14 protein-coding genes are annotated in these 12250 nt (G+C 65.4%); 7 read left to right on the top strand and 7 right to left on the bottom strand.

Translation table 11 applies throughout. The features are described 5' to 3' along the window. The first annotated feature begins 50 nt into the window (after positions 1-50). The 3 genes from V473_RS00485 to V473_RS00475 all read left to right on the top strand — a co-directional run bounded on the left by V473_RS00485 (position 51) and on the right by V473_RS00475 (position 3123). Complete coding sequence (locus V473_RS00485; RefSeq protein WP_066599174.1) at positions 51-881, top strand: 23S rRNA (adenine(2030)-N(6))-methyltransferase RlmJ; 831 nt, start codon at positions 51-53, stop codon at positions 879-881. Positions 882-1091: 210 nt separating this feature from the next. Then, the gene (locus V473_RS00480) at positions 1092-2213 is read left to right on the top strand and encodes a pyridoxal phosphate-dependent aminotransferase (RefSeq protein WP_066599171.1); all 1122 of its coding nucleotides are present in this window, start codon (positions 1092-1094) and stop codon (positions 2211-2213) included. A gap of 4 nt (positions 2214-2217) precedes the next feature. Continuing rightward, positions 2218-3123, top strand: coding sequence for a prephenate/arogenate dehydrogenase family protein (locus V473_RS00475; protein ID WP_066599168.1), 906 nt, complete (start codon positions 2218-2220; stop codon positions 3121-3123). Here the strand turns inward: V473_RS00475 and V473_RS00470 are convergent. Genes V473_RS00470 through ftsE form a run of 4 tightly spaced genes read right to left on the bottom strand, consistent with a single transcriptional unit; the run spans position 3117 to position 5979 of the window. Then, positions 3117-3824, bottom strand: a complete 708-nt coding sequence (locus tag V473_RS00470) for a lysophospholipid acyltransferase family protein (RefSeq protein WP_066599166.1) — start codon at positions 3822-3824, stop codon at positions 3117-3119. The genes V473_RS00475 and V473_RS00470 overlap by 7 nt on opposite strands. A gap of 9 nt (positions 3825-3833) precedes the next feature. Next, a complete protein-coding gene (locus V473_RS00465) occupies positions 3834-4367 on the bottom strand; it encodes a YdcF family protein (protein ID WP_066599163.1) in 534 nt (177 codons plus the stop codon). Further along, a complete protein-coding gene (locus tag V473_RS00460) occupies positions 4364-5269 on the bottom strand; it encodes a cell division protein FtsX (protein WP_066599161.1) in 906 nt (301 codons plus the stop codon). The genes V473_RS00465 and V473_RS00460 overlap by 4 nt, the downstream gene beginning before the upstream one ends. Beyond that, the gene (ftsE, locus tag V473_RS00455; RefSeq protein ID WP_066599158.1) at positions 5269-5979 is read right to left on the bottom strand and encodes a cell division ATP-binding protein FtsE; all 711 of its coding nucleotides are present in this window, start codon (positions 5977-5979) and stop codon (positions 5269-5271) included. Before ftsE ends, V473_RS00460 begins: the two co-directional genes overlap by 1 nt. 169 nt (positions 5980-6148) lie before the next feature. Here ftsE and V473_RS00450 point away from each other — a divergent pair, with 169 nt between their 5' ends. Next, the gene (locus V473_RS00450) at positions 6149-6973 is read left to right on the top strand and encodes a zinc-ribbon domain-containing protein (RefSeq protein WP_066599155.1); all 825 of its coding nucleotides are present in this window, start codon (positions 6149-6151) and stop codon (positions 6971-6973) included. A 67-nt stretch (positions 6974-7040) separates the two neighbouring features. Here V473_RS00450 and V473_RS00445 read toward each other — a convergent pair whose 3' ends face one another. From V473_RS00445 to V473_RS00435, 3 genes are read right to left on the bottom strand one after another with little or no spacing between them, the layout of a single operon-like run. Continuing rightward, the gene (locus tag V473_RS00445) at positions 7041-7946 is read right to left on the bottom strand and encodes a pirin family protein (RefSeq protein ID WP_066599152.1); all 906 of its coding nucleotides are present in this window, start codon (positions 7944-7946) and stop codon (positions 7041-7043) included. Beyond that, positions 7943-8650, bottom strand: a complete 708-nt coding sequence (locus tag V473_RS00440; protein WP_066599149.1) for a glutathione S-transferase — start codon at positions 8648-8650, stop codon at positions 7943-7945. Before V473_RS00440 ends, V473_RS00445 begins: the two co-directional genes overlap by 4 nt. 60 nt (positions 8651-8710) lie before the next feature. Then, positions 8711-8998 (bottom strand): BolA family protein, encoded by a 288-nt coding sequence (locus tag V473_RS00435; protein WP_066599146.1) that lies wholly within the window; start codon positions 8996-8998, stop codon positions 8711-8713. A 45-nt stretch (positions 8999-9043) separates the two neighbouring features. Between V473_RS00435 and V473_RS00430 the strand changes: the two genes are divergently transcribed. From V473_RS00430 to cobS, 3 genes are all read left to right on the top strand, one after another. Then, entirely contained in the window at positions 9044-9664 is a 621-nt protein-coding gene (locus V473_RS00430) for a J domain-containing protein (RefSeq protein WP_066599144.1), read from the top strand. A gap of 186 nt (positions 9665-9850) precedes the next feature. Beyond that, on the top strand, positions 9851-11143 hold the full coding sequence (locus V473_RS00425) for an Hsp70 family protein (RefSeq protein ID WP_066604772.1): 1293 nt from the start codon (positions 9851-9853) through the stop codon (positions 11141-11143). An 86-nt stretch (positions 11144-11229) separates the two neighbouring features. After that, a complete protein-coding gene (cobS, locus tag V473_RS00420) occupies positions 11230-12237 on the top strand; it encodes a cobaltochelatase subunit CobS (protein WP_066599142.1) in 1008 nt (335 codons plus the stop codon). Positions 12238-12250: the final 13 nt, after the last annotated feature.

Genomic DNA, 12250 nt, shown 5'->3' with positions numbered 1-12250 from the left:
GCAGAAGGCCCAGTAGCTCGTAAAGGCAGGGCGTCAGGATCTGAATCACAATGAATTATCGCCATTCCTTCCATGCCGGCAATAGCGCCGATGTCGTCAAGCACAGCCTCCTGATCGCCTTGGTGCGGGCCTTGCAGCACAAGCCGGGCGCGCTCACGCTGATCGACACCCATGCCGGCTGCGGACTGTACGACCTTGGCGGCGACCAAGCCCAACGCACTGGCGAGGCTACGCAGGGCGTGCTGCGGGCCTTTGCCGACCCGAATCCCTTGCTGGACGACTATCGCGCCGCTGTGCAGGCGGTGAATCTGGGGAACGAACCGCGGCTTTACCCCGGCTCGCCGCGGCTTCTGGCGCAGCTTTTGCGCCCGCAGGATGTCCTGATCCTCAACGAGAAGCACCCGAAAGACGCTTACACCCTGCGCGGCGTGATGCGGGGCGCCAGCGCGGCGGTGCATGAACGCGACGCCTACGAACTGTGGCTGGCTATGGTGCCGCCCCGCACCGCGCGCGGCGTGGTGGTGGTCGACCCGCCCTATGAGCAGACGGACGAACGCGCGCGCATCACCGCCACCCTCGCCGCGGCTCATCGCAAATGGGCGCATGGCGTGACGGTGCTCTGGTATCCGCTGAAAGACCACGCCACGCATTGGAAGTGGAAGCAGCAGTTGCGCAAGCTCGGCATCCCGAAATTGCTGCTGGTGGAGCATTGGCTCTATGATAGCGAGCAACCCGGCATCTATAACGGGGCGGGCCTATTTATCGTCAACCCGCCCTACGCCTTCACGCAGGCACTGCCGCCGCTGCTGGACGCTTTGCGCGCGGCGCTGGCGCCCGACGGGCATAAGGGCGAGATACTATCCGGCTGGTTGGACGATTGAGGGCGTCGAGACAGTTCACAGACGCGCAACAGGCGCGCTGGTGTGACCCATTCGTTACCCTGGCGTGATTTGGGCGAAGCTTCGCAGAGGCTTCGCGATAGCTTTTCGCCGGAAAAGCCCGACGACGGTGTGAACTTCGGCCGTCGCGCCAAAAAAGCACAATGGCCTGCTACTTTGCCTTTGGCGCGGAAGCCGCTAAAGCCGCGCACCATGACAGACACACTTGCGAACCCCGCTGCTAAACCTGCGCCCAAGGACTGGATTCTCGGCATCTCCGCCTATGTGCCGGGCAAGTCCGCCACCGATGACGGCCGCCCGCTGATCAAGCTGTCGGCCAATGAAAATCCGCTGGGCACTGGCGCCGCCGCGCGCGCCGCCCTCGTCGCCGCCACCGCCGACCTGGCCACCTATCCCGATCCGGGCGCGACGAGCCTGCGCGAGGCGATCGGTGCGGTCCATGGGCTTGATCCCGAACGGATCATCTACGGCACCGGCTCCGACGAACTGCTCCATATCGCCGCCTCCGCCTATGCCGGGCCGGGCGACGAGATTCTCTATGTCCGCTATGGCTTTGCCGTCTACGACATAGCCGCGCGGCGCGTCGGCGCGACCCCGGTGATCGCGCCGGACAAGGATTACGCCACCGACGTCGATGCGCTGCTCGCCGCGGTGACGGACAAGACCAGGGTGGTCTTCCTCGCCAACCCCAATAATCCGACCGGCACCATGACCAGCCGCGAAGAGATCGCCCGCCTCCACGCCGGGCTGCGGCCCGATATCCTGTTCGTCCTCGACCAGGCCTATGCCGAATATCTGGACGCGGAAGAGGATGATGGCGGCCTCGAACTGGCCAGGACCGCGTCCAATATCTTCGTCACCCGCACCTTCTCCAAAATCCACGGCCTGGCGGCCGAACGGATCGGCTGGGGCTATGCCAGTGCGGACGTGATCGACATCCTCCACCGCATACGCGCGCCGTTCAACGTCACGACCGCCGGCCAGGCCGCTGCCGTCGCCGCGATCAACGACGCCGAATGGGTCGCCTTCAGCCGGACCCACACCGCCCGCTGGCGCGAATGGCTGGCGGGTGAGGTTGCGGCCCTGTCCAACCACGGCCTGCGCGTCGTGCCGAGCAAGACCAATTTCCTGCTGATCCTGTTCGACGGCAAGCTGACCGCCGAAGCGGCGATGAAGGGGCTGTGGGACGAAGGCTATGCCACCCGCTGGTTGCCCGGACAGGGCCTGCCCAACGGCCTGCGCATCACCATCGGCACCAAGGCGCAGACCCGCGCCGTCGCGGCCAAGCTGCGCGCCATGGCGGAAGCGGCCTGACGCGATGCTGCCCTTCGCCCGCGTCACGATCATCGGCCTGGGGCTGATCGGCTCCTCGCTCGCCCGCGCGATCCGGGCGGACATGCCGACCGTGCGCGTCACCGGCCATGACGCCGACCCGGCGGTGCGGGACATCGCCCGGCGGATCGACCTGTGCGACGATGTGACCGATACGGCGGGCGCTTCGGTGACGGACGCCGATCTGGTCGTTTTGTGCGTGCCGGTCCGCGCCATGGGCGCGGCGGCGGCGGAGATCGCCGATGACCTGCCCACCGACGCGATCATCAGCGACGTCGGCTCCTGCAAAGCCGACGTCCTGACGCAGTTGAACGCTGCCTTGCCGGGGCGGACGATCATCCCGGCCCATCCGGTTGCAGGCACCGAAAATAGCGGCCCGGAGGCCGGCTTCGCCACCCTGTTCAAGGGCCGCTGGTGCATCGTCACACCGCCCGCCGATGCCGATCCGGCGGCGGTGGAGCGGATATCCGAGCTGTGGCGGCGGGTCGGCGCGGACGTCGAGACGATGGACCCGGCGCATCACGATCTGGTGCTGGCGGTGACTAGCCATCTGCCCCATCTGATCGCCTACACCATCGTCGGCACCGCCAGCGACCTGGAAAATGTCACCCAGTCCGAAGTCATCAAATATTCGGCCGGTGGTTTCCGCGACTTCACCCGGATCGCGGCGTCCGATCCGACCATGTGGCGCGACGTGTTCCTGGCGAACAAGGATGCGGTGCTGGAAATGCTCCAGCGCTTTTCGGAGGATTTGTCAGCCTTGCAGCGGGCGATCCGCTGGAATGACGGCGACGCGCTGTTCAATCTCTTCACCCGCACCCGCGCGATCCGCCGGTCGATCATCGAACAGGGCCAGGACGACGCCAAGCCCGACTTCGGCCGCTCTCACTGATCCAGGGCGGACGGCGGGTTCAGCGCGTTGATCGCGGCATGGACCTGCCGCTCGGCCTCCCTGCGATCGAGGCCGATGGGCACGATCTGCCCCACCTTATAGGTGATGACGCCCGATCGTTTGAGGAATTTGCCGCGCGGCGACACCCGCCCGCTGTCGATGGCGATCGGCACGACCGGCAGGCCGAGCAGGCTGTAAAGGCCTGCAAATCCAGCCCGCAGCGGCGGCGCTTCGCCATGGGGGACGCGGGTGCCTTCGGGAAAGAGGCAGATCGGCCGCCCCTGCGCGATCCGGTCTTTCGCCGCCGCCCGAAGGACGCGCAGTGCGCTCGCCCCAGCCGCCCGTTCGACAGGAATCAAACCGTATAATCGCGCGATCCGGCCCCAGAGCGGAATGTCGAACAATTCCCGTTTGGCGCCAACCGCGGGACTATCAAGCAGGCACAGCACGTCGATCGTCTCGAACATCGATTCATGCTTGATGATATAGAGATAAGGGCCGCGCGGCAGATTTCCTTCCACCCGCACCGTCTGGCCCAACAGCCAGCGCGCGCACCAGCGGTGGTAGCGACTCCAGCCCGCCGCGATCCGCTGCACCATGTTCGGCGTGAGAGACCCCAGCGCCATCGCCGCCAGCACGAAGAACAGACTGCCGACGTAGAAAGCCAGCATGAAAAGGAGAGAGCGCAGCGCGGTCAGCATGGATGTCTTTCAGATGCCGATCAACGCGGCGATGCGACGGAGGAGATATTTATTATATTCGCGCGCCAAAATGGAAAGGCTGGGGCGGCTGGGCACGGCGTCATAGACGATCGAGACTTTGCCCTCCGGCAACGCCTGGCGCAGTTCCAGCGCGGCGCGGCGCATATGCCAGTCGGTGGTGATGAGACGCACGGTCTTGTAATCGCGCCGTTTCAGCCAGCGCGCGGTTTCCAGACCGTTGGAGCGGGTGTCGATCGCCTCTCGGCCCAGCGTGATGCAGCAGCTGAACAGCGCTTCGGGCGTCCTATATTCCGCCGCCAGTTCGACCGGGCGGACGGATCGGTCGACACCGGAGATCAGCATCCGCTGGGCCGCGCCGCCCTGCAACAGCGCGATGCCGCGATCGATGCGGCCCGCGCCGCCGGTCAGCACGACGATGGCGTCGGTCCGGCGGCCATCGAGCGGCTGGGGCAAAAGAACCGCGAACCAGACGAAGCCCAGCATCCAGGCCAGCAGCGCGACCGCCAGGAAGCGGACGATCACAGCGCCCGGCCCAGCGCGCGCAGCACGGTCCAGCGCGCCGTGAGAGTCGCCAATATGACGCCGAAAATCGGCAGCGCCGCCAGCAGCAGCCAGCCCCGCGGGTCGAGACTGACCGCGCCGACGACGTCCGATCCAGTCGCCGACAGCCGCAGGCCGATCAGTAGGATGACCAGCGCGGCGAAGGAAAAACCGAGCGCCCCGCCCATCAGCGCGTCGAGGCCGATGCGGCGCTGGAACAGGCGGGCGATCTGCACGTCGGTCGACCCCATCAGATGCAGCACGTCGATCGTGCCGCGATGGCTGTCATGCGCGCCCCGCGCCGCCAGCACCACCACCGCGCCGGTCGCCAGGATCATCAGCAAGACGATCCCGGCGGCGAGCCAGCCAAGCGCCGTCAGCAGTCCGGCGAGCGGCAGGAGGAAGACGGCATGGGGTTCGATCCGCAGCTTGGGCGACAGGCCGCCGAGCAGTCGGCGCAGCCGATCTAGCTTGGCGTCGGCATCGCCGGGGGTCAGCATGACGTCGATCAGCGCCGGCACCGGCAGGTCGCCGCTGCTCGCCGCGTCGCCGAGCCAGGGGCGCAACTGATCGGCCAGCTTGGCCGGATCGACCGGATCGGCGGCGCGGACGCCATCAGCCCCGCGCAACGCCCGCAAGGTGCGGGCGGCGAGCAGGTCGCGCGCCTGCCCGTCCGCCTCCACCACCTGCACGCTGGCGCGGCCGGCAAGGTCGGCGCTCATCGACCGGACAGCGGCGCCCAGGCCAAGGGCGGCGGCCGCGGCGAGCACGGTCAGAAACATCATGATCGCGATGATCCAGGGCATCGGTCCCGCCAGTCGGCCGCCGGGTAACAAGCGATGGCGCGCGGCCGCGGCGGCCCGGCGATCGACACGGGTGGCCATCAGGCGCGGCCTTGCGAATTGGGCGGATAGCGGAGCGTGCCCGTCGGGTCGGCAAGCCGCCCTTTGTCGAGCCGCATCATCTGTGCGCCCGACACCTGCGCGATCAGCGGCAGGTCATGGGTGGCGACGACGATGGTGGTGCCAAGGCGATTGAGCGCTTCGAACAGGGTCATGAGGCGACGCGCCATGTCGGCGTCGACGTTGCCGGTCGGTTCGTCCGCGACCAGTATCTCCGGGCGGCCGATCACTGCGCGGGCGATGGCGACGCGCTGCTGCTCCCCGCCCGACAGGGTGGCGGGGCGCGCCTGGCCACGATCGCCCAGCCCGACCCAGTTCAGCATCTCCACCACGGGGGCGTCGATCTCCCCTTCTTCCATCCCCGACACCCGCAGCGGCAGGGCGATATTGTCATAGGCGGACAGATGGGGGACGAGCCGGAAATCCTGGAACACCACGCCGATGCGGCGGCGAAAGCCGGGCAGGCGTTTGCGCGGCAGCGTGACCACATCTTCGCCGAACAGGCGGATGACGCCGCGGCTGGGCCGCTGGGCGAGGTAGAGCAATTTGAGCAGCGAAGTCTTTCCCGCGCCCGATGCGCCGGTCAGAAAATAGAAGCCGCCGCCGGCAAGCGAGAAACTGACGTCGGAAAGCGTCTCGCTGTCCAGACCATAGCGCAGGCCGACATTTTCGAACTGGACGATGGCCGACATGTCTTGAAATTTCGCGCCGTGGCGCTCCCTACGTATCGAAGCGTCAGCCATGGCACAGCGGCCCGCCCGCCGTAAAGCCCACGCCGCATATCGCCGCGAGTCGCGGTCGATTTGCACCGGCCGTCGTTGACCGCTTGCGCGCGAGTCCCTGCCATGCCTATGAAGCATCATGATCCTGGTGTGCCCCAATTGCGCGACGCGCTATGTCGTGCCGGACAGTGCGGTCGGTACGAGCGGCCGCCAGGTCCGGTGCGCCGCGTGCAAACATAGCTGGTTCCAGGAATCGGCGGCCCTGCCGGAGCGGGATACCCCGCCTGTGCCGATCGCCGCGCCCGTTGTCGCGCCAGCGCCGGCCCCTTCACCGCCACCGCCTGTCGATGCGACACCGTTCCCAGTCCCCGATCCCGACATGGCGGCGGTTGCGCCTGCCACGGCAGAGGACGCGCCCGCGGCGGAAGAAGCGCCGCCGATCGCGGCTCCGGCGGACAATCGGTTCGACGACATCTATGCCGGCGCGCCGGCCGATCCGGTCGAGGAGAGCCGCTTCATCCCTGCGCCGCCTTTCAAGGCGCGGCGCAATCCGCTCAAGCTGTGGACCTATGCCGCCATAGGCTTTTGTCTGGTCGTCGCGGCGGCGGGCGGGGCGTTCGTCTATTTCGGACCGCCCGCCTGGATGGTGTCGATGGGACTTGCCGGCGAAGAGGGCGACCCGGACCTGCTCTTCTACCTGTCCAAGCCCGCCGAACGGCGCAAGCTGCCGACCGGAGAAGAATATTTCGCCTTCGGCGCGCGGATCGTGAACAGCGGCGCGCAGGCGCTGCCGGTGCCGCCGGTGCTGGTGCAATTACGCGACCGGCAGAATCGACTGGTGTTCAGCTGGACCACCAAGGCGGACAAGAGCCGGCTGAAGCCCGGCGAAGAAGCGTCGATCAATGAAAGTCGGATCGATATTCCCAAAAATGCCGAAAATCTGTCGCTGACCTTTGTTCAGTAAGGCCATGTAGCGCGAAAGTTTCTCGACGTCGCTCGAAACGAACGGGGCCGGCCCGCCCCTTTGCTGTTCAGGGATAGCTGACCGTTTTCGGGCGGCCCTGCGGAATGGGAATAAATTCCTGGTCGTCGCCGGGGATGAGTGGGAAGCGCATCGCCTCCCAATCTTCGCGCGCCTGCATCAGCCGGTCCTGGCTGGACGACACGAAATTCCACCAGACATGGCGGGGCGAGGTGAAAGCTTCGCCGCCGCATAGCACCACCCGGCCGCCATCGACGCTCATCACGGTCGCCGACGCGCCGGGCCGCAGGACGTAGAGCGTCTGCGGCACGAGCATCAGGCCGTCGAGCATGGCGTCGCCGCCAGAGACGTAAATGGCGCGCTCGTCGGCGGACGGATCGATGGCGATGCGGCCGCCCGGCGATAGCTGGATATCGGCATAGATGGTCTGGGCATAGGTCGTGACCGGCGACGTTTCGCCCCAGAGCGATCCCATGATGACGCGGGCGCGGACATGGCCGTCATCGATCACGGGCATCCCGCCCTCGCCCACATGCTCGAACGCCGGGTCCATCTCCTCATAACGGTCGGGCAAGGCGAGCCAGGTCTGGATCGCGGACAGCTTCGATTCCTTGGCCCGGTCCGCATCGGGCGAACGCTCCGAATGGACGATGCCCTTGCCCGCAGTCATCAGATTGACCGCCCCCGCTTCGATCAACTGCTCGGTGCCGAGCGAATCGCGGTGGAGGAAGGCGCCCTCATACATATAGGTGACAGTGGCGAGGTTGATATGCGGGTGCGGGCGGACGTCCACGCCATGGCCCGCGCCGATCTTCGCCGGTCCTGCCTGGTCGAAGAAGATGAAGGGACCGACCATGGTGCGGCCCTTGACCGGGAGGGAGCGATGCACCCGGAAATCGCCCAGATTGTGACTGGTGGGGGTGATCGTCTGGAGGATGAGATCGTCTGCGGTCATGGGGCGTCCAGTTCGGGATAATGGCGGAAGACATCCTCCTGGCTGAAGGGCAACCGCCGGTCGCTGGATAGATAGTCCTGCAATTCGGGCAGCGCCACAACCCTGTCGTGCAGCGCGCCGAGTTCTGGATAGCCGGGCATCAGCGTCGCCATGCGCAGGGGAAAAGCATAGCGCAAGCCTGCGACCAGATGGAACAGCGACAGGTCGGCGTAGCTCCACCGCGCGCCCGCCAGCCAGTGGCCGGCTTCAGATTTCAGGGCATGTTCGAAATAGTCGAAAAATTTGGGGATGCGCTGTCCGCGAAAGCCATGCGCGCGGCGCAGCGATTCCGGCTTCTGATCCTCATAATAGATATCGACGCCGATCGGGTGATGGACATCATGCGCTTCCGCCACAAAGTCCATGATGGTAAGTTGAAGCTGAGAAAGCCAATAGCGGCTTTTCATACCGGACGGGCCGCATTCATGCCGTTCGGACAAGTAGAACAGGATGTTGGCGGTCTGAGCGATGGTGGACCCATCAACGCCAAGATAGGGCGGCGCGAAGGCGGGGCCGCGCGCATGACCCGCCATGTCGGTGATCAGCGCGTCGGCACCCTCCTCCCGCGCGCGGTCGCGATAGGGGATGCCACAAGCTTCCAGCGTCAGGCGGACGAACTCGCCTCGGCCGGGGATAGTGGGCCAGTACCAGAAATCATAGGCCATGACGGACGGCGCTCCTTGCTTGCACGAAGCAGGGAGAACGCCGCGGCGCGACCTAAAGTCTCATGCATCTTCGGGCGCGCGCGCCTTGATGGCTAGGGCGTGGACCTTTTCCGCCAGCAGGTCGGCGAGTGCGGCGTTGACCAGTCGCTGGCGTGCGACGCGGGTCTGGCCGGCGAAGCGATCCGACACGATCTCCACCGTGAAATGGCTTTCCCCCGATCCGTCATGGCCGGCATGGCCGCGATGTTTTTCGCTGTCGTCGATGACGACGAGATGGTCCGGCGACAGGGCGGCGCGCAGCCGCGCCTCGATTTCTATGGCAACGGGGCCTTTGAGGTCGGTAGTCATATCCCCTATATAGGCTGCTTTGCCGCCACTTGCATCAGGACTTCCTTGTCTACCGATCCTTTCTCGACACGTCGTTTCAACCGTTTTCATGGCCGGGTGGAAGGCGACCGCCCCTGCGCCGCGCCAGGATGCCCCGAACCGGGCGAATTCCGCGCGCCACCGGCGGAAGGGAGCGCGCGACCGGGCGAGGAAGGACCGCGCTGGCGCTGGTTCTGCCTGGATCATGTCAAGGCGTTCAACCAAGGCTATAATTTCTTCACCGGCATGACCCCCGACGAGATCGCCGCGGCGCAGCGCCCCTATGCCGGGTGGGAACGGGAGACGCGCGCCTTTTCCGCCAATGCGCATAGTCCCTCGCCCAAATGGGCCGATTTCGTCGATCCGCTCGATGCGATCGGGGCGAAGTTCAAAGAGCGCATGGCCAAGGCGCGAGCCGACGCACAGGTGCGACAGGACGGCAAATTCCTGTCGGTCGAGGATCGCAAGGCGCTATCGCTGATGGGGCTGGAGATCGACGCCGATCGCAAGGCGCTGCGCACCCGCTACACGCAATTGCTGCGCCGCTATCATCCCGACCATAATGGCGGCGACCGCACCCACGAAAGCGCGCTGCAAAGCGTGATAGAAGCCTATGGGCATTTGAAGAAGGCTTCGGTTTTCGCTTAACTTCGCACTTTTCCACATGTTTTGACATTATCGTAACATGATAGGAAATCTGACTGCGAGGAGGGTGGACCAAAGCAAGCGCCGTTCACCTTTATACCAGAGCCGCGTGATGTAGCACAGCGCAGCCTTGCCCCAGTCCGATTGGGCTGTCATAGCGCGCGGCCTTTCAAAAAACCGGAGATGTTCATGCAGCAGGTGCCGCGCGCGCTGGGCCTCGATTTCGGCACGACCAACAGCGTCGCCGCGCTGGCGGACGGCGGGGAGTCGCGACTGGTCGAATTTGCCGGGACGGAAGCGACCGGCGCGGTGTTTAGGTCAGCGCTCTGTTTCTGGCATGACGAGGCGGTCAAGGGCGGCATGGCGCATGAGGCAGGGCCGTGGGCGATCGCGGAATATATGCAATATCCCGAAGACAGCCGCTTCCTGCAATCGTTCAAGTCGGTGGCCGCCAGCCCGATCTTCGAAACCGCCAATGTGTTCGAAAAGCGGTTTCGTTTCGAGGAACTGGGGCAGATGTTCCTCAATCGGATGATCGGCCATGCCGGCGGCGCACTCGACAAGCGTCCCGAACGGATCGTCGTCGGGCGGCCGGTCGAATATGCCGGATCGCGCCCCGACGAGGCGCTGGCGCGCAAGCGCTACGACGCGATGTTTTCCGGGTTCGGCACGGAAATACATTATGTCTATGAGCCGCTCGGCGCGGCGTTCAGCTATGCCAGCCGTCTGACCGGGGCGGCGACGATCCTGGTCGCCGATTTCGGCGGGGGCACCAGCGACTTTTCGTTGGTCCGGGTCGAGGCGCCGGGTGCGGCGCGCCGCTGCGTACCGCTGGGATCGACCGGCATCGGGCTGGCGGGCGACCGGTTCGACTATCGCATCCTCGACCATCTGGTGCTGCCGATGCTGGGCAAGGGCGGCAGTTATCAGAGTTTCGGCAAGGAATTGGAGATACCGCGCAGCTATTTCGCCGATTTCGCCGACTGGTCGCGCCTCGCCCTGATGCGCAACCGGCGCACGATGGACGAACTGGCGCGGTTGCAGAAGACGGCGAAGGAGCCGGTGGCGATCGGGCGGATGATGACCGTGATCGAGAAGGAGTTGGGCTATCCGCTCTATGATGCGGTCGGCGCGCTGAAACGCGCATTGTCCGAGAGCGAAAGCGCCACCTTCCGCTTTTCGGGCGGCGGGCTGGAGATCGAGCAGGCGGTTACGCGCGCCGATTTCGAACGCTGGATCGCGCCCGACATCGCCCGGATCGAGGAAACTGTGGACAAGGCGCTGGCCAAGGCGAATGTCGCGCCTGATATTATCGACCGGGTGTTTCTGACCGGCGGATCGTCGCTCATTCCGGCGATCCGCGATATTTTCCGCGCGCGTTTCGGGCAGGACAGGCTGGCGACCGGAGGCGAACTGACCTCCATCGCCCATGGGCTGGCGCTGATCGGCGCGGAAGCCAATTTGGCGGAATGGGCAGCTTGATCCGGGCGCGCCTTGCCGCCACTCTCTCGACATCGCCTTCATGGATCGTTTAGGGCGGAGATGACTCGCAGGAAGATGATGACCCGATGACCGATATTTCCAACGTCCAGCCTGACACCCGCGCCGAAACGCTGCTGGACGCGCCCGACCGCGAAGTGGATGCGCGCGACGTGTTCGGCATCGACGTCGATATGAAGATCCCGGCGTTCAGCCAGGCCGACGAGCGCGTGCCGGACCTGGACCCCGCCTATGTGTTCGACCCGGACACCACGCTGGCGATCCTGGCGGGCTTTGCGTTCAACCGGCGCGTGATGGTGCAGGGCTATCATGGCACCGGCAAGTCGAGCCATATCGAACAGATCGCCGCCCGCCTGAAATGGCCGTGCATCCGCATCAACCTGGACGCGCATATCAGCCGCATCGACCTGGTCGGGCGCGACGCGATCGTGTTGCAGGACGGACAGCAGGTGACGCAGTTCAAGGAAGGCTTGCTGCCCTGGGCGTTGCAGCGCCCCGTCGCTCTGGTGTTCGACGAATATGATGCGGGGCGCCCCGACGTGATGTTCGTGATCCAGCGCGTGCTGGAAACGGATGGCAAGATGACCCTGCTGGACCAGAATCGCGTGATCCGCCCGAACCCGCATTTCCGCCTGTTCGCGACCGCCAATACGGTGGGCCTGGGCGATACGACCGGCCTGTATCATGGCACGCAGCAGATCAATCAGGGCCAGATGGACCGCTGGAATCTGGTCGTGGCGCTGAATTATCTGCCCGCCGCGACCGAGGCGCAGGTGGTCCTCGCCAAGTCGGGCGAATATGATCATGAGGGCGGCCGCAAGGAAGTCGAGAACATGATCAAGGTCGCCGAACTGACGCGGCAGGGCTTCATCAACGGCGATATTTCGACCGTCATGTCGCCACGCACCGTGATAAGCTGGGCGCAGAATGCGCTGATCTTCAAGAATGTCGGCTTCGCCTTCCGCCTGAGCTTCCTCAACAAATGCGATGAAGCCGAGCGGGCGCTGGTCGCCGAATATTATCAGCGCGTGTTCGGCAAGGATCTGCCGGAAAGCGTGGCGAGCCGGGCGAACTGACCGTTCGCGCCGG

It is taken from the genome of Sphingobium cupriresistens LL01 (assembly GCF_001046645.1).
GTDB classification, from domain to species: Bacteria; Pseudomonadota; Alphaproteobacteria; order Sphingomonadales; family Sphingomonadaceae; genus Sphingobium; species Sphingobium cupriresistens.
This window is presented reverse-complemented; position numbering and strand designations above follow the sequence as displayed.